Source organism: Pseudovibrio flavus, assembly GCF_009711345.1.
In the GTDB taxonomy this organism is placed as follows: Bacteria; Pseudomonadota; Alphaproteobacteria; order Rhizobiales; family Stappiaceae; genus Pseudovibrio; species Pseudovibrio flavus.
In genome coordinates this window covers 326,681-343,298 of the sequence record NZ_SMMA01000066.1, presented here as the reverse complement: position 1 = coordinate 343,298, position 16,618 = coordinate 326,681, and the positions used below count along the sequence as shown (strand labels likewise).

The 16,618-nt window shown below is 52.9% G+C and carries 14 protein-coding genes and 1 riboswitch; of the genes, 4 read left to right on the top strand and 10 right to left on the bottom strand.

Going from position 1 to position 16,618, the window contains the following annotated elements:
- Positions 1-170: 170 nt before the first annotated feature.
- On the top strand, positions 171-974 hold the full coding sequence (locus E1162_RS18500) for a protein phosphatase CheZ (protein ID WP_155134587.1): 804 nt from the start codon (positions 171-173) through the stop codon (positions 972-974).
- A gap of 21 nt (positions 975-995) precedes the next feature.
- On the opposite strand, the gene E1162_RS18495 is transcribed toward E1162_RS18500, so the two are convergent.
- Genes E1162_RS18495 through E1162_RS18485 form a run of 3 tightly spaced genes read right to left on the bottom strand, consistent with a single transcriptional unit; the run spans position 996 to position 3,905 of the window.
- Positions 996-1,982, bottom strand: a complete 987-nt coding sequence (locus E1162_RS18495) for a threonine ammonia-lyase (protein WP_155134584.1) — start codon at positions 1,980-1,982, stop codon at positions 996-998.
- A gap of 46 nt (positions 1,983-2,028) precedes the next feature.
- The gene (locus E1162_RS18490) at positions 2,029-3,096 is read right to left on the bottom strand and encodes a glycosyltransferase family 4 protein (protein WP_155134581.1); all 1,068 of its coding nucleotides are present in this window, start codon (positions 3,094-3,096) and stop codon (positions 2,029-2,031) included.
- On the bottom strand, positions 3,093-3,905 hold the full coding sequence (locus E1162_RS18485; protein WP_155134578.1) for a UDP-2,3-diacylglucosamine diphosphatase: 813 nt from the start codon (positions 3,903-3,905) through the stop codon (positions 3,093-3,095). Before E1162_RS18485 ends, E1162_RS18490 begins: the two co-directional genes overlap by 4 nt.
- Before the next feature lie 270 nt (positions 3,906-4,175).
- On the opposite strand from E1162_RS18485, the gene E1162_RS18480 reads away from it, so the two are divergent.
- Positions 4,176-4,955, top strand: a complete 780-nt coding sequence (locus E1162_RS18480) for an SDR family oxidoreductase (RefSeq protein ID WP_155134575.1) — start codon at positions 4,176-4,178, stop codon at positions 4,953-4,955.
- Between the two features lie 6 nt (positions 4,956-4,961).
- Here the strand turns inward: E1162_RS18480 and E1162_RS18475 are convergent, their stop codons facing one another.
- The 4 genes from E1162_RS18475 to E1162_RS18460 form a co-directional block, all read right to left on the bottom strand.
- Complete coding sequence (locus E1162_RS18475; RefSeq protein ID WP_155134572.1) at positions 4,962-6,317, bottom strand: OmpP1/FadL family transporter; 1,356 nt, start codon at positions 6,315-6,317, stop codon at positions 4,962-4,964.
- Between the two features lie 344 nt (positions 6,318-6,661).
- Entirely contained in the window at positions 6,662-7,762 is a 1,101-nt protein-coding gene (locus E1162_RS18470; protein WP_155134569.1) for a TRAP transporter substrate-binding protein, read from the bottom strand.
- On the bottom strand, positions 7,759-8,574 hold the full coding sequence (gene thiD, locus E1162_RS18465) for a bifunctional hydroxymethylpyrimidine kinase/phosphomethylpyrimidine kinase (RefSeq protein ID WP_155134566.1): 816 nt from the start codon (positions 8,572-8,574) through the stop codon (positions 7,759-7,761). The genes E1162_RS18470 and thiD overlap by 4 nt, the downstream gene beginning before the upstream one ends.
- A gap of 2 nt (positions 8,575-8,576) precedes the next feature.
- On the bottom strand, positions 8,577-9,350 hold the full coding sequence (locus E1162_RS18460; RefSeq protein WP_257099113.1) for a hydroxyethylthiazole kinase: 774 nt from the start codon (positions 9,348-9,350) through the stop codon (positions 8,577-8,579).
- 45 nt (positions 9,351-9,395) lie between these two features.
- A riboswitch (TPP riboswitch) is annotated at positions 9,396-9,497 on the bottom strand.
- A gap of 166 nt (positions 9,498-9,663) precedes the next feature.
- On the opposite strand from E1162_RS18460, the gene E1162_RS18455 reads away from it, so the two are divergent.
- Positions 9,664-9,900, top strand: a complete 237-nt coding sequence (locus E1162_RS18455; RefSeq protein WP_155134563.1) for an Lrp/AsnC ligand binding domain-containing protein — start codon at positions 9,664-9,666, stop codon at positions 9,898-9,900.
- Positions 9,901-9,957: 57 nt separating this feature from the next.
- On the opposite strand, the gene E1162_RS18450 is transcribed toward E1162_RS18455, so the two are convergent.
- Both E1162_RS18450 and E1162_RS18445 read right to left on the bottom strand, forming a co-directional pair.
- Complete coding sequence (locus E1162_RS18450) at positions 9,958-10,983, bottom strand: DMT family transporter (RefSeq protein WP_257099112.1); 1,026 nt, start codon at positions 10,981-10,983, stop codon at positions 9,958-9,960.
- A gap of 297 nt (positions 10,984-11,280) precedes the next feature.
- Positions 11,281-13,587 carry a xanthine dehydrogenase family protein molybdopterin-binding subunit gene (locus E1162_RS18445; protein WP_155134560.1) on the bottom strand — a complete coding sequence of 769 codons (2,307 nt, stop codon included), beginning with the start codon at positions 13,585-13,587 and terminating at the stop codon, positions 11,281-11,283.
- 289 nt (positions 13,588-13,876) lie between these two features.
- On the opposite strand from E1162_RS18445, the gene E1162_RS18440 reads away from it, so the two are divergent.
- Positions 13,877-14,848, top strand: a complete 972-nt coding sequence (locus E1162_RS18440) for a DMT family transporter (RefSeq protein ID WP_155134557.1) — start codon at positions 13,877-13,879, stop codon at positions 14,846-14,848.
- A 72-nt stretch (positions 14,849-14,920) separates the two neighbouring features.
- Here E1162_RS18440 and E1162_RS18435 read toward each other — a convergent pair whose 3' ends face one another.
- Entirely contained in the window at positions 14,921-16,591 is a 1,671-nt protein-coding gene (locus tag E1162_RS18435) for a long-chain-fatty-acid--CoA ligase (protein ID WP_155134554.1), read from the bottom strand.
- Positions 16,592-16,618 lie beyond the last annotated feature (27 nt).

Genomic DNA, 16,618 nt, shown 5'->3' with positions numbered 1-16,618 from the left:
GATTCTCGCCGAGCCGTGCAGATCGGGAATTTTCCCTACCACATCCTTCATTGTCCGTGGAGGCCTTTAACCTTTGTAAACCATTTTTCGAGATACCTATTAACACTTACAAAATAAGTGTTGCCAAGCGACCGACATGAATTTGACTTCAGGGTAGAGCGAGAAAAATTATGACTTCAGCTTTTACGGGGGGAAAGGGTTTCCTTCTCGAGGACGACGAATTCTTCGCCATTGAAAAAACCCTTTTGGAGTCTGAACGCGGACGCGCCTTTTTGGCAGACTATCTAATCCGTAACCGCAGTAAGGAAACCTTGGCGCTCCTTTCTAGTGTGCAGCGCCTCGAAACTGCCATTCTCGGCACCCCTGCTCCGACGAAATTCGACAGTATTCGCAATGGCATCTTCGACATGCAGGAGGCTATCGAGCGCACCAAGCGCGAGATAACCCGCATGACTGGAAACGGTGATGATGCCAACCGCTTTATTGCCGCCTCCAACGAACTGGATGCAATCGTATCTTCCACTGAAAAAGCGACCCAAGGCATTTTGGCAGCGACTGAGGTCATTCAGGAAAAGGCAGATGTCATCCGCTCGGCTGGCGTTGCTGACGGACCTGCTGCAGCCATTGAAGACCAGTCTATGGAAATCTTCATGGCATGTTCGTTTCAGGACCTTACCGGACAGCGCATTCAGAAGGTTGTTAGCGTTCTGCAGTACCTTGAAGAGCGCATCGACAAGATGGTTACGATCTGGGAAGAGGCTGGCAGCGTGGAAGGTCTTCTGGAAGAAGAAGCCCCTGAAGAGCCACGGGATAAACGCCCTGATGCCCATTTGTTAAACGGGCCACAGCTGGATGGTGAAGGCGTAGATCAGGCAGACATCGACGCGCTTTTTGAAGGAACCGGTACGGCCAGCGATCTGGAAATGTCTGGCGCACCGATCCCGCTGGATAGCATCCGCCAACCAGCCCACTAAGTATGAACGACCAAAGGCGCTCTAAACGAGCGCCTTGGCAATAAGTTCGGGGTCAATATTACCGCCGGACAATATGATGACAGCGGTCTTGCCGCGCACATCAATCTTGCCGCTTAACAAGCTTGCAAGAGCGACTGCGCCGCCCGGCTCCACCACCAGTTTCAGCTCTGATATCGCGAAAGCAACAGCTTCCAGCGCTTGCTGATCCGTTACAACAGCGCTACCCGCAGCACGTCTACGCATAACGGAAAAACCGTTTTCACCCGGAGCTGGCGTAAGAACAGCATCGCAGATAGACCCTGCCTTACGCTCGTTCTCCAAAATTCTATCCGCCGCTAATGAACGCGCGTAATCATCAAAGCCTTCCGGCTCTGCCGTGTAGACCCCGCACTCAGGCAGGAGCGTTTCGAGAGCAAGGGCAATGCCTGAGGTTAAACCGCCGCCACCGGTACAAGAAACGAGTAGATCAGGGGTAACGCCAAGAGCGCGGGTTTGTTCCCAAACCTCTAGCCCAACAGTTCCCTGCCCTACGATAACGCCGGTATCATTGAACGGATGAACAAAGGTTGCGCCGGTCTTTGAGCAGAGCTCCTCTGCAATCGCGTCTCTGTCTTCATTTGCACGATCATAAAGAACAACATCCGCCCCGAAAGCACGTGTACGCTCCACTTTGATCTTTGGTGCGTCCTGCGGCATCACAATAGTTGCAGGCATGCCAAGTAGGCTGGCGGAATAGGCAATGCCTTGAGCATGATTGCCGGAAGAACAAGCAACTACGCCCTTGGCCCGATCAGCCTCTGGGATCAGCTGTAGCCTGTTAAACGCTCCGCGAAACTTAAAGGAACCTGTTTGCTGCAAGCACTCCGGCTTTATGAAAACGCGGCCACCCACCAATTGATCCAGCTTGTCATTGCGCAGAAGAGGCGTTTTGAAGGCACGCTTTTCTATGCGCTTACTCGCTGCAATAATTTCGGAAAAAGTCAGATCAACTGGAGTGTACTTGCTCATTTCATCCTCGCCCCACCTACAAAAACGAAGCGACCGTAAAGCCCACCTAGTTGATCGTCAAGCGACCGCCGCCATCAGCAAGATGCTTATCTGTCGGGTTACAACCAATGTTGTAGGCAGCGTGAACGTTGCTCATAAACTGTTCCGCACTCGCCTCCCAGCTAAAGCGCTGTGCCATTTCACGGCAATGGTCAGGCGGGATGCTAAGAGCTTTTAGTGCTGCTTCTTCGAGGTTTTGGGAAAGAACCCCCGCCCTTGTCTCGCCCACTATATCCAGCGGCCCAGTAACGGGAAAAGCTGCGATAGGCGTTCCGCAAGCAAGCGCCTCCAGCAATACATTACCGAAGGTATCCGTTAAGCTGGGAAACACGAAAACATCTGCTGCCGCATACGCTTGGGTCAGCGCTTCTCCGCTTTTTGGCCCTGTAAAGACTACATGGGGATAGGCTTCCTTCAACGCTTCAAGCTGAGGCCCGTCTCCGACAACCACCTTGGAACCGGGCAACTCAAGATCGAGAAACGCCTCGACATTCTTTTCAACTGCTACACGCCCAACATTCAAAAATATCGGCCTTGGCAATCCTGCGAATACATCACTCTTAACTGGCCTGAACTGCTTGTGATCAACCCCGCGAGACCAGCGCATCAAGTTGTCAAAGCCACGCTCATCCAGTTCCTGTTCCAAAGAGCTGGTAGCGACCATGCAGCCATCACCGCTGTTGTGAAACCACTTCATGAGCGAATAACACCAGTTGGTTGGAATTGGCGCGCGCGCCCGCACATACTCAGGAAAACGAGTATGGTAACTCGTTGTAAAAACGCGCCCCTCCCGTAACGCGGCGGACCTTGCCATCCAGCCTAAAGGCCCCTCAGTGGCAATGTGAAGGTGCTCGCAATTGGCAGCTTCAATAAAGCGGCGAATATCATGAGGTACAGCAATGCTAAGCTGGATCTCAGGATAGGTGGGCATGGACATGTTGCGAAACTCAAGCGGCGTTAGAAACTTGAGCGTGACATCCTGCTGCTTGAGCGCGTTGGAAAGCTGCTTGAGCGAGCGCACCACGCCATTGACCTGCGGATGCCAAGCGTCTGTTACAACAAGAATGGAACTCATGCTGTAACCGCCTCGCCGCTTGCCTGCTCTTGCACCCTGCTGGTGCGAGCCTTCGTTTGCTGCTCGACCCATCGGATTACCTCAAAGGTACCCTCGTAACTTTCAGTAACGGCGGTGCAGCTTTCAACCCAATCTCCGGTGTTGATGTAGTGCACCTCTTCAAACCGGCGCTGCGCTGCATGGTGAATATGGCCGCAGATCACGCCGTCCAAACCATCGGCTCTGGCAAGCCCCACAAGGGCTTCCTCAAACCGGCCGATGAAGTTTACCGCTTTCTTGACCTTGAGTTTACACCAAGAAGACAAGGACCAGTACGGCAGACCCAAGGCACTGCCAAAGCGGTTAATGAAGGTGTTCAAGCCTAGAGCCGTAGTATAGGCAACATCTCCCACTAGGGCCAGCCAACGGGCGTTCATCACCACCACGTCGAATTGATCACCATGGGTAACAAGATACCGCTTGCCCGTAACCGTTTCATGAATGGCCTGCTCGGCAACCTCAATGCCTTCAAGGTGCACGCCATAAAAACCGCGCAGAAAATCATCGTGATTACCGGGAATATAGACCACCCTGCGCCCCTCGGCTGCCAGCTGTCTTATCCGCGTAATGACCTTGGCGTGCGCTGCTGGCCAATACCACCGACGGCGCAGCCGCCAGCCATCAACAATGTCACCAACGAGGTAAATAACCTCGCCGTCATGATGATCGAGAAACTCAAGAAGCGCCTCAGCTTTACAGCCCCGCGTTCCCAAATGAACATCAGATATAAAAAGGCTTTTATGCCGCCTTACCTGTTTGTCTGTTGCCATCAAAAGCACTCCGCTGCTTAGAAGAGATACTTTGGTTAGAAGCGATTCCGATAAAACCAATATGACAGTGGTTTTTAGTAGGCACGAGTAAAGCGCCATAAACTACCCGAACGGACTGACATACTTAGGAAGCAACACGTCCCCAAAATCCCCTATCGAAGGGCAGGATTGTAGCTAACTCTTTACACTTGCAGGTTTCTTCGATTGTTCTTCACTCTCAGTCATGGCAAAACTAGAGCGAGTTTCAGGAAACAAACCTAAAGAGGAAAAATGGATCTGGGTATCAAAGGCCGCAAAGCCATCGTTTGCGCTTCCAGCCGGGGTCTTGGCCTTGGCACTGCAAAAGCTCTTGCTGAGGCGGGCTGCGATCTGGTCATCAACGGCCGTGACGGTGCTTATCTGGCAACGATTGCAGAGCAGCTTCGCTCCACCTATGGCGTTTCGGTTCAGGCAATCGCAGCTGACGTTTCTACCGCAAAAGGACAGGACGACATTCTGGCAGCCTGCCCTGAGCCGGACATTCTGGTAAACAACAACGGCGGCCCACCACGCAAAGACTTCCGCGAACTGGACCGCGAAGCGATGCTGGCCGGCGTTACCCAGAACTTCGTTACTCCTATTGAGCTTATCCAGAAAACAATCGACGGCATGGCAGATCGCGGTTTTGGCCGCATTGTGAACATCACATCCATGTCGGTCGTCATGCCTTTGCAGGGTCTGGACCTTTCCAGCGGTGCACGCGCTGGCCTAACTGCATTCCTAGCAGGTGTTGCACGCCAGTACGCAGACCGGAACGTTACCATCAATAACGTACTTCCGGGCAAGTTCGACACTGACCGCCTCAAGGGCCTTTTCGAGCGCCAGTCTGAAGAAACCGGCCAGTCTATCGAAGAGTGCAAAGTAGCCGCTGCACAAGAGATTCCGGCCCACCGCTTGGGCACGCCAGAAGAATTTGGTCAAGCTGCTGCTTTCCTATGCTCTCAGTACGCTAGCTACATCACCGGCCAGAACCTGCTGCTGGATGGCGGTCTGTACCCGAGTGCGTTCTAAGACCCGCTAGAATTTATAACGGACAGCTGCGGAGACGATGTCCACCGCAGCGTCCACATCACCGCGGAAAGATACACCCTCATAATCCTGATGGCCGGGCACGATGTTAATGTCATCACTCAAGGCAAACAGGTGGCTGTATCCCAAATCAAACTCGAACATGTCGTTAAAGACATAGCTTAGGCCCGCGCTAAGCCAAACACGGTCCGTATCCGGCACACGAGCAGAACGAATAGCCTCATCAACAGGCGACCATTCGTATCCAACGCCAACGCGGCCTGTCCAGTTCTCGTAAAAGTCATACTCGCCGCCAACTGAAACGAAGTAGCCATCGTTGTAGTTGAACTTGAGCGTCTGAACGACCACACCAGCTTCGTTAAACACATTGAACGAGCCAAATCGCGACCAGTTCGTCCACTCGAAAGTACCCATAATTCGGGCTTCAGGCGTGATTTCCTGCTGGAACGAGAAGTTGATCTGCTCAGGCAAAATCACATCGGCATTGATGTCGATCTGAGATCCGGGAACGGTGATGCCATTGACCGATAGAGTTGGAATGATCAACTCACCTTCAAGGTCGTGCTTGATAGGAGAGCGATAACCGATACCGATCTGTGTACCCGGCCTTGGGGTAAGCAAGATACCAAGCGTCGCCCCTAGACCAAGATCGTGATCCTCACCCTTCAACTCGGCTGTAGGCGATGTCTGGAACACACCAAGCAAGCCACCAGGTGTTTGCTGGGCTGATGGAAACGCGCTCTTCAACCGAACTTGCAGATATTGGAACTGCATACCCAACCCAAGCGAGACGTATTCATTCACCTTCACCCCGACAATCGGCGTGACGTTGACCGATAGCGCTTTGGAAGAGCGTGCGTAGATCTGGCCTGCCCAATTAATCTCAGGCTTTGTCGCAAGCCCAAATGGAGAGTTCGTCGCAAGGCCCAGATAAAACTGGTCATTGACCTGATAGCTGCCGTAGGTCGCGGGAAGCCAAGCGCTTTGCCCCACATCCCCCGCTTCGCCAGCAGACCCGCCAGGAACAGACGAGAGCGGCGTACCAGCAGGAATAGCTCCAACCTGCACATCCAAAATGGCAGAGTCTGTACTGATATCACCGCGAGGAATGATGAAGCTGTTTACGGACTCGCCCTGTATCCCTTCGTGCCCGACTACCGTTGCAGGGTTCCAGAACATCGAAGACAAGCTATCGACAACCGTTCCATATCCGGCAAAAGATGTGCCCTGAAAGACCGCAGACTGCTCGCGCAAAGCAAATGCGCCAGAATTGGCCTCGTTCACCATAGAAAACCCTGCCGCACTGGCCATCAATACCGCAAGGGTTGCATTTGTCCTTCCCATCAAAGGTCTCCCGAACCGCTCACCCGCCGCATGGAGCGCGAGTGCAAATACACCCACTGGTGAATCTAGCATCGGAAAAATAAAAGGACGAACCTAAGGTTAATTGGAACAGCAGTAGCAACAACACCCTACACGGACGAAATTTATGCCAGTTATATTTTGTGAATATATCGATTTATAATCGTCAAAAAGTGTATAGTTGCGCCATATAAACTTACTGAATGACCACCACAGACAACAATAGTACTCCACAGATTAATTGAATACTTCTAAAATAGACAAAGAAAACCAATAAAAAAGGCCGCCGAATTGGCGACCTTCTACGTCTCGATTACTTTTAGCGCTTAGCTATCACGGGCAATCAGGTAGTCACGAATGGACAAGTCGCTCCACTGAGACACCGTTCCCTTAGCTTTGTTATAGCTCTCAAAGACCTTTTGAGTTCCCTCATGCTCCTCAACGAACTCATCCATCACCACAGCGGATAGACGCTTTAGTTCAGCTGTTACATCGGCAGGGAAGCCCAGTACCTGAACGTCATACTTGCTTTGCAGGTTTGCCAGCGCCACGGCGTTATGCCATGTAGCTTCCGCCAGGGCCTGCGCATGCTCGGAGCGGCAAGCTTCAGCAACGATCATCTGCAGATCAGCAGGCAGCGCGTTGTACTCTTCCAGATTGACTGTAGCTTCACCGGTACCATTTGGCTTGTTCGCGCCCGGACCATAGTAATGTTTGGCAATCTTTTGAAGTCCCAAGGCACCGTCACTTGCAGGGCCTAGGAATTCGATAGCATCAACAACACCTGACTGCATCGCAGAATACATTTCAGAGGTCGGCATAGTGACAGGCGTTGCACCCGCGCGGCGCATAATCTCACCGCCCAGACCCTGAATGCGGATTTTCAGCCCCTGAAGGTCGTCGAGCTTTGTGACCGGATCTTTAAACCAGCCAGCCATTGTGCCTGCAGTGTTGCCGCCCATAAATGGCTTGAGGTTGAAAGGAGCGTAAAGCTCGTCCCAGAGCTCCTGCCCGCCACCGAACTCGATCCAAGTAGAGTGCTCGTTCGGTGTCAAACCGTAAGGCACGGTAGTGAAGAACACCGAGGCTGGAACCTTACCCTGCCAGTAAAAGGCTGCGGAGTGGCCCATCTGCGCAGCGCCGCCAGCGACAGCATCAAACACTTCAAACGCCGGAACAAGTTCGCCAGCGGAGTACAGATCAACCTCCAAGCGTCCGTTACTCATAGTCTTGATACGGTCACAGATACGCTGCGCTGAAACACCCGGACCCGGCAGGTTCTTCGGCCATGAGGTAACCATCTTCCAACGAATGACCTTGGAAGCATCCGAAGCGATTGCAGGTGTAGCAAGGGCAGCCGTTCCGGCCAGCCCTGCGCCAGCCAGTTTCAGTGCGTGTCTACGGCTAATATTTCCAGAATTACTCATTGTGCCCCGTCCTCCCATGAGCGATAAAAGTGATGTACAGGTCCGTTGCCGCCGCCAATCTTTAAGGTGTCGGCTGCAGCAATCGCCCCGCTAATAAATTCTTTTGCTTCATCAAGTGCTTCATCCAGCGGCAAGCCTTTCGCCAATCCCGCTGCGATAGCGGAAGACAACGAACAGCCGGTGCCGTGGGTGTTGCGTGTTTCGTGGCGCGGACTAACCAGCCACTTTTCCAAACCGTTGCGATCCAAATAGAGATCTTCAGCAAGATCACCGTCACCATGGCCGCCCTTCAGCAATACGCCGCGCACGCCTTGCCCCAACAGCTCGTGTGCCTGCTCGCGCATATCGTCTTTGCTTTTCGCCATTTCACCGCCAAGCAGGAACGCTGCTTCAGCCATGTTCGGCGTTATAAGAGTTGCCAGCGGAAAGAGGCGCTTTTTCAGCGTTTCAATTGCGGAGCTTTGCAGCAGAGCATCGCCTGAGGTTGCCACCATCACAGGATCAAGAACCACCGGCCCTTTGTGAAAACGCTCCAGCCCATCGGCAACCGCATCGATAATATCCGGCTGAGACAGCATGCCGATTTTCACACTATCAACGCGAAGATCGGTAAAAACGGCCTCCATCTGATCGGTAACAAAGCTCGGCGGCACATCATGAATTGCGCTCACCCCTTTGGTGTTCTGCGCCGTTAGTGCGGTGAGCACGCTGGCACCGTAAACACCAAGAGCAGAAAACGTTTTGAGGTCTGCCTGAATACCGGCACCGCCGCCGGAATCAGAACCTGCAATCGTTACAGAAATCGCGGTCATAACTATCCCTCTTCGCATTGGGGATTTGAAACCTGCCTGTAGTTAAGACAGGCGGAAAAATCCTCGAAGCTGATTGAATAAAGCTGATCTAGAAACGCGGCCGGAAAGCTGCCCGGACCAGAGCATTGACGCCCTGCCAGTTCACCGGCGACGGAAAAGAAGGCGAGCGCACCAGCAACTGCCAGCCTGCGGTCTTCAACAAGGGCAACGCTTGCTGCCATTACTGCACCAAGAGCACAGCCCATGGCTGTTACCTGCGCCATAAATGGATGCCCGTTGGAAAGCTCGATCACTGGCTGAGCGCCGAACGAAATGCGATCTATAGCACCCGTACAAGCAACCACGGTTTTGTCTGCATGCTCGCTGTGGCGTTCTAGTGCAAGCGCATCCAGCTCCGGCTTATTACAACGAACAGCGTCGGGCCCATATCGCAGCAGTTCATGAGCAAACTGGCAGCGTGTTGGAGAGCGCTCCACCAGAACAGGATCGATCACCCAAGGCACGCCGTTGGCTTTGGCCGTGGAAACGGCTGTTAGCATTGCGCCTTTACGAGCAGCATCAAGCGTACCCAAGTTAACGAGCAGCGCTCCGCTGGACGCAGTAAAATCAGCCACCTCTTCAGGTGATATGGTCATGGATGGAACAGCGCGGCATGCCAGCAAGGTGTTGGCAGTAAAAGATTGCGCTACAAGATTGGTAAGGCAGTGCACCCGTACCGTTCTTTCCTGCATAGCGAGGCGAACGGACCACAGGTCCCGCGCAGAATATGTATTCAAGGTGTTTGTCCTCCGCACGTAAATGCAGGAAGACAAGAATATGGCATTGTCATCATCCCAATTCCCTCCGCCGGCACGATCCGGATCAGGTTCAAGGAGTTGGCACGTTTGCCTCTCAGCCCAACTTGGGCACCCCCATGAGATGCCAAATTGCTAGCAAACGACTGAGAACATTGCAAGTGGTTACCCCAATAAAGCTATGGACTGGGAAATCCGTTGGCAGGTAAGCGACCGCCCTTGCACCCTCTGTCAAATTCTGGGCACACTACGGCAAACCGAACACATACCGCGCATTGCGGCAGGGAATAGTTTTATGACACCGTTTTACGTAATGATTAAATGCCAGCTGGGTAGAACCTACGACGTGGCAAACGCCATTGCAGATGCCGAACTTGCTTCGGAAATCTATTCCACATCCGGTGATATGGACCTGATGGTGAAAATCTATCTGGATGAAGGCGAAGACATCGGCCGCTTCGTTAGCGAAAAAATCCAGCAGTTCGACGGCATTCAGGATACGCGTACAATCATCACATTCCGCGCATTTTAAAGCTCTTGGAGCAGAACGAAAAAGGGCAGCTTTCGCTGCCCTTTTTGTTTTCTAGAATTAGAATTTGGATGGCGTGGAAGCACGCCGCGCTCTTGTGCGGTCGTAACCCAGTTGACGTTCGCGCCAGATAACAAACACACCGGCTGCGATAACAATACAAGAACCGATCAGAACCTCATTGGTCGGCACTTCTGCAAACAGCATGTAGCCAAACAAGATCGCCCAAACCATGTTCATGTAATCAAACGGGGCAATAGTAGAAGCATCTGCATAGCGATAGCTCTGGGTCAGGAAGATCTGGCCAATACCGCCAAAGATACCAACGCCAATCAAGCACAGCGCATCATGCATATTCGGCATGACCCAAGCCATTTCCGGATAGAACCAACCCAGCGGATAGGTCAGCGCGGAGAGCACGCTGGATGAGAACGTAAACCAAAGAACGATGGTTGCGGTACGTTCTGTCTCACACAGCTTTCGAACGGTGATCATGGCAAAAGCGCCGAAGAACGCGCCCATGAACGAGAACATCGCGCCGATGTTGGAGCCAAAGCTGCCACCACCCTGCCCCAAGTGCGGAAGAACGGTAATGATAACGCCAACAAAACCAACAAGAACCGCGCTCCAGCGATAGATACGAACGGTTTCTTTAAGCAGCACAGCAGCCAAAACAACCACGATCAAAGGACCGGAAAAGCCGATAGCTGTAGCATCAGGCAGCGGGATCAACGTAAAGCCGACGAAACCACAAGCCATACCGGCAACACCGATGATGGCGCGGGTAAAGTGGGTTCCCGGGCGCTTTGTCTTCCACCCCTGAATCAGCATGCCGTTGTAACCCATCATGATGAAGATGGGAAAAAGGCCGAAGAAGTTGCGCGAGAATACAGACTGGGTAACCGGAACATCATCGGAAACCCATTTCAGCGCCGTCACCATCAAAAAGAAACTGAAGGTGGAGACGATCTTGAAGAAAATACCCAGAAGCGGGCGCGCATCTTCCCCCACAGCAGTAGGGGTAGCACCCTCCGGCATTTTCTGCACGGGCGGGCGACGATAAGAGTTGGGTTTGAACAGTCCCATAGTGTCGCTCTTAGAAAACTTGGAGAAGCGCAGCCAGCAAACCAGCAAGCTCAACAGGTTTATGGAAAGGTGGAAAAGAGGTGCGAAACGCGTAAGCCTAATAACCTAGACTTTAGTCACAACCGCCAAACCTTGGCAAGCATCGAATCTGACCCTCTGGAAGTTGTTAGTGCAGCTTTTTTGAAAAAACCACAAATGCAGAAAACACGGGGCTGCTATGCACTTAGCGCGCATGCCCTGCCCGTGTTTTCAATAGTCATGCAAACCCGAATACTCTGCAAAAAACCTGAGGCCGCCTCAGCTGACCCGTGCTGCTCTGATCGCTTCCCAAATGCGGGAAGGCGTTGCAGGCATATCAATCCACTCAACGCCGGCATGGCGAGAGAGCGCATCTTGCAATGCATTCATAACCGCTGGCGTTGCGCCAATCGTTCCAGCCTCACCTGCCCCCTTGATGCCGAGGGCATTCGTCGTTGAAGGCACATTGTGAGTCTGGAAGGAGAAGGACGGCAGATTATCCGCACGGGCCACATGATAATCGAGGAACGAGGCGCTGAGCAGCTGCCCATCCTCGTCATAGACCGTGCTTTCACAAAGAGCTTGCGAGATAGCTTGCGCTGCCCCGCCGTGTACCTGCCCTTCAAGCAGCAATGGGTTCACCGTCACCCCGAAATCATCAACGATAACAAAGTTGCAGATATGGACAGTGCCCGTTTCCGGATCAACTTCCACCTCACAAACATGCGTACCATTTGGATAGGTACATTCGTGCTGCAATACTTCCTCACGAGCCATCAGCTTGTTGGGCGCTTTCGCTGCAACCTGTGCAAGGCTCATTTGCCTGTCGGTTCCAACAATACGCACATGCCCTTCTTCGAGCTCTAGATCGTCAATGCCAGCTTCCAACTCCTCGCCTGCGATCTGTTTGATCTGCTTAACAAGGTCGATTGAGGCAGCGTTGGTAGAGGTCACACCTAGAGGGATAGAACGGGAACCACCGGTTCCTCCCCCCTTGCGAACGCGGTCCGTATCACCTTGCACCAAATGTACGCGGCTTACATCGATACCCAAGTGGGCAGCGATCACCTGACCATAGGCTGTCTCATGCCCCTGACCGTTATTTTGGGTGCCAATATAAAGGGTTGCAGAGCCATCTTCGTTCAGTTCCACCGTTGCTTCTTCTCCTGTCGGGAAAGCACAAGCTTCTACATAGGAGGCAAAGCCCAAGCCGCGATACTTACCGCGTTCCTTGCTCTCTTTTTCGCGTTCGGCAAAACCATCTCTATCAGCAACGGCCAGCGCCTTATCCAAATGGGCACTAAAATCACCGGTGTCATAGGTTCGCCCAGTCGGCGTTTTGTAAGGCAGAGCATCGTTGGCGATAAAATTACGATGACGGAACGCGGCTGGGTCTTCACCCATTTCATGAGCGGCCTTATCCATCAGCCGCTCAATGAGATAAGCCGCCTCAGGCCGCCCTGCGCCTCGGTAGGCATCAACGGGTACAGTGTTCGTGTATACGCCGTGCGCCTCAACCCACAGAGCCGGAACATCATAAAGGCCGGTACTCATAGAGATACCAACCTCAGGGATAGCAGGGCCAAACTGGTGCAAATAGGCGCCCATATCTGCCAGTACTTTGATCTTCAGGCCGGTAATCTTGTTGGTGCTATCAAGGGCAAGCTCTGCAAAGGAGACGTTATCGCGCCCATGCGCATCTGTCACAAAGTGGTCAGTTCGATCTGCCGCCCAACGCACTGGAACGCCTAGCTGCTTGGCGGCAACCAGCGCAAGCGGATACTCGCGGTAACAAAAGGCCTTGGTGCCAAACCCACCACCAACATCCGGCGTGATTACCCGAAGACGATCCTCGGAGATGCCCAGAATATCTTTGGCGATGATCGCACGCATGCCGTGGCCGCCTTGCGTACCGGCGGTTAGGGTGTAGCGGTCTGCCCCGCTGTCATACTCACCAATGCAGGCACGCGGCTCCATGTAGTTGCACACCACACGATTGTTGACCAATTTAACCGACACGGTTTTGGCCGCCGCAGCAAAGGCTTGCTCGGTCTTGTCCTTGTCGCCACGGCCAATTTCAAACGCTTTGTTGCTTCCAAGGTCAGACCAGATAACCGAGGCGTCCCCTTCTAGGGCATGCTCCACGCCAACAGTCACCGGAAGGTCTTCGTAATCGACCATAATCATCTCGGAGGCGGCCTTGGCGTTTTCCAATGTGTCGGCAACGATAAACGCAACCGCATCCCCCACATGGCGGACCACGGAGCTACATAGAACCTCGCGTTCCGGCACTGGACAGACGGTCCCGTCAATCTGCTTTACCGGTGCTTTGCATGGAATTTTGTTGATGCCTTCAAGGTCATCAGCTGTGAGAACCAGCTTTACGCCGTCAGCTTCGCGCGCATCTTCCAAGCCTTCCATCGTGAAGCGGGCATGCGCGACAGGAGAGCGAAGCATAAAACCAACGAGTGCCCCTTCTTTGTGCACATCATCGGTATATTGCCCTGTACCACTGATGAACCTGTCGTCTTCCACACGAAGAACAGAGGCACCGATGCCGAATTTTGGCGTTGCAACTTTATTCATCACCTGACCTTGCGAAAATTTGCTGTTTGTTTTCGGGACCCTACGGCAAATTCGGGAGAGTAAGCCGTGAAAACGAGACTAAGTATATATACGCGAGATGAGATACTCTACGGAAAAGATGGCTAGTGCGGACCAATCCCTGCTTAAGTCTAATTTCGCCAAATTGACGCCTTAGAAATTTCCCCTTAAGAGCTAGAAAGCCATTCTAACACGGACGGGATAGCGACCTCGCTGGCAGCTTTGGCCAGACCAATTAACGCTATCGTCCAACCGAAAGCCCATAGGTCCTATGCCGACGTCCTCTCTCAGGCACTACAAGCCCCTGCGACCGCTGGTCAGAGCAGGTTACCACACGGCCCGCTCTTGGCGGCGCTTGCCCGGCAATGTGCGCGGCATCCTCTGGGCACTACTTGGCACCGTTCTCTTCGCAATCATGGGGGCACTGGTTAAGCTGCTGGGCGAAAGGCTTCACGTAACCCAGATACTTGTTTTCCGTCAGCTATTTATGCTTGTAATCTCGCTTCCAGTGATCATTCGCGGACTTCCCGGATCATTGAGAACCAAAGCACCTATGCTTCATGCAGCGCGGGTCGTTCTTGCAACAGGGGCGATGGTCATGGGCTTTAGCGCTGTTATTGAACTGCCTCTGGCCGACAGTACCGTTATTGGCTTCTCGCGCACCTTCTTCCTCACCGTTTTCGCTATCTTCTTCCTTGGCGAGGTTGTTGGTGTCCACCGTTGGGCAGCGACTATTCTCGGCTTTATCGGCGTGTTGATTATCGTCCAGCCGGGTGGCGGTTCAGAGTTTAATATCTACACTGTGATTGCCTTGGCAGGCGCAGCCTGCGCCGCGATCGTCGGCATCATCCTGCGCAAGGTTTCGCAGCTTGATCCGCCAATCACTATTTTGACCTTCCAGGCCGCATTCGTTGGTTTGCTGCTGACACCATTTGCCATCTACTACTGGACACCAATGAGCCAAGGCGACTGGATCATTCTTGCAGCGCTCGGTGCTGTTAGCTGGATGGCGCAGATGTGTAACATTCAGGCGATGAAAGCGGGCGAAGCGACAGTCGTCGCGCCAATGGATTATACCCGTATCGTTTACGCCAGCATCATCAGTGTTGTGGTGTTTGGCGTATGGCCTGAGTGGACAACTTATGTTGGCGCTTCCATCATTATCGGCGCATCGCTCTACACCATGCATCGCGAGTCCAAGCGGAAGCTAGAACGCAAAAACACAATTGGCGAAGGCGCTTAGAGAACAATAAAAAGGGGCAGCGATCATTCGCTACCCCTTCTCGTTATTTCTAAGTCAAAGAACGCTAGAAGTTTACGCCGTTGCAGCTTCTTCCGCTTTGCGCTTCTCGGCTTCTTCCTCAACCAGTTCTTTCTTGGAAAGCTTGCCAACCAGTGTCTTTGGCAGTTCCTCGCGGAACACGATTTCCTTTGGCATCTCAATTTTGGAGATGTGGGATTTGAGGAAGCCCATCAGATCATCAGAGGATACGTTCTCACCTTCGCGCAGCTTTACGAACGCCTTAGGCGCCTGACCGCGATAATCATCCGGCACAGCGATAACGATCGTCTCTTCAACAGCAGGATGCTGATAAAGGGCCTCTTCAATCACACGCGGATAAACGTTGTAGCCGGAGCAGATGATAAGGTCCTTGATGCGATCAACAAGGTAGATAAACCCGTCCGCATCTTCATAACCAACATCGCCGGTGCGCAAGATACTGCCGTTGATCAAGGTCTTCTCAGACTCGTCCGGACGCTGCCAATAACCCTTCATCACCTGAGGACCGATGATGCAAACCTCACCTTTTTCGCCCTTCGGAACCTGCTTGGTCGGATCTTCCAGATCGCGGAACTCAATTTTGGTACCTGCCACAGGCAAACCGATAGAGCCATCCCGGGCGGTTCCATCCAGCGGGTTGGCACAGGCCACTGGGGAAGATTCAGAAAGGCCATAACCTTCAACGAGGAAGCAGCCAGTAAGCGCCTCAAACTCCTGCTTCACCTCAACAGGAAGCGGTGCGCCACCAGACATACAAAGCTTGATGGAGCTGAGGTCGTACTTCTTCGTCTCAGGGGAGTTGTTGATCGCGTTGTAGATCGTCGGAACACCTGCGCAAAGCGTCGCTTTCTTGCGCGTTGCAAGATCAAGGAACATCTTCATTTCAAAACGCGGCATAAGCAGCATTTCAGCGCCGATAAGAACCGAAAGGTTCTGACAGACCGTCATTGCAAAAACATGGAAGAACGGCAGAACGCACATCATGCGCTCAACACCAGGCTTGGCGGTAATAAACGCCTCGCGCATCTGCTCCATGTTGGCAGAAAGGTTTGCGTGGGTCAGCATCGCGCCCTTAGGCACACCAGTCGTACCGCCAGTGTACTGCAAAACAGCAATCTGCTCGTACGGATCAATCTGCGCACGCTCGTATTTACCAGCATTTGCAGTGAGCTGGCTGTAGGTAACGTGGTTGGTATCGCTAGGAATTTTAGCCCGCTCTTTACCCTTGAAGAGTGTGAACAGAAGCTTTTTAGGCTGCGGCAGGATATCGGCCATAGGGCAAACGATAACCTTTTCCAGCGCGCCTTCTTTGCGAACAGCTTCAATCTTGTCGTAAATCACTTTGAGGTCGAGCGTCACCATAATCTTGGCGCCGCTGTCTCTTACCTGAAACGACATCTCACGCTCAACGTAAAGCGGATTAACGTTTACGACGGTCGCACCGAGATTGAGGATCGCATAGTAAAACGCAGGATAGTAAGGGCAGTTCGGCAAACAGATGCCAACTTTATCGTCTTTCTTGACACCCATGGCCTGCAGGCCAGCCGCGATACGGTCAACCATATCGCCCAGCTCAGCGTAGGTTGTTGTTTTGCCAAGGAAGTCCGTCGCAGGGCGTTCCGAGTACACACGCAGTGTGTCATCAAGATACTCTCCCAGCGGTCTCGCTTTAAAGTTAGCGGCCCATTCGTCAGCGCTCGTCATTACAGATCCCCCCTGCCATGTGTTTTG

Excerpts from the sequence above, each read along its gene's own strand:
- E1162_RS18500 (WP_155134587.1), top strand. The coding sequence starts at position 171 with ATGACTTCAGCTTTTACGGGGGGAAAGGGTTTCCTTCTCGAGGACGAC.
- E1162_RS18495 (WP_155134584.1), bottom strand. The coding sequence starts at position 1,982 with ATGAGCAAGTACACTCCAGTTGATCTGACTTTTTCCGAAATTATTGCA.
- E1162_RS18490 (WP_155134581.1), bottom strand. The coding sequence starts at position 3,096 with ATGAGTTCCATTCTTGTTGTAACAGACGCTTGGCATCCGCAGGTCAAT.
- E1162_RS18485 (WP_155134578.1), bottom strand. The coding sequence starts at position 3,905 with ATGGCAACAGACAAACAGGTAAGGCGGCATAAAAGCCTTTTTATATCT.
- E1162_RS18480 (WP_155134575.1), top strand. The coding sequence starts at position 4,176 with ATGGATCTGGGTATCAAAGGCCGCAAAGCCATCGTTTGCGCTTCCAGC.
- E1162_RS18475 (WP_155134572.1), bottom strand. The coding sequence starts at position 6,317 with ATGGGAAGGACAAATGCAACCCTTGCGGTATTGATGGCCAGTGCGGCA.
- E1162_RS18470 (WP_155134569.1), bottom strand. The coding sequence starts at position 7,762 with ATGAGTAATTCTGGAAATATTAGCCGTAGACACGCACTGAAACTGGCT.
- thiD (WP_155134566.1), bottom strand. The coding sequence starts at position 8,574 with ATGACCGCGATTTCTGTAACGATTGCAGGTTCTGATTCCGGCGGCGGT.
- E1162_RS18455 (WP_155134563.1), top strand. The coding sequence starts at position 9,664 with ATGACACCGTTTTACGTAATGATTAAATGCCAGCTGGGTAGAACCTAC.
- E1162_RS18450 (WP_257099112.1), bottom strand. The coding sequence starts at position 10,983 with ATGGGACTGTTCAAACCCAACTCTTATCGTCGCCCGCCCGTGCAGAAA.
- E1162_RS18445 (WP_155134560.1), bottom strand. The coding sequence starts at position 13,587 with ATGAATAAAGTTGCAACGCCAAAATTCGGCATCGGTGCCTCTGTTCTT.
- E1162_RS18440 (WP_155134557.1), top strand. The coding sequence starts at position 13,877 with ATGCCGACGTCCTCTCTCAGGCACTACAAGCCCCTGCGACCGCTGGTC.
- E1162_RS18435 (WP_155134554.1), bottom strand. The coding sequence starts at position 16,591 with ATGACGAGCGCTGACGAATGGGCCGCTAACTTTAAAGCGAGACCGCTG.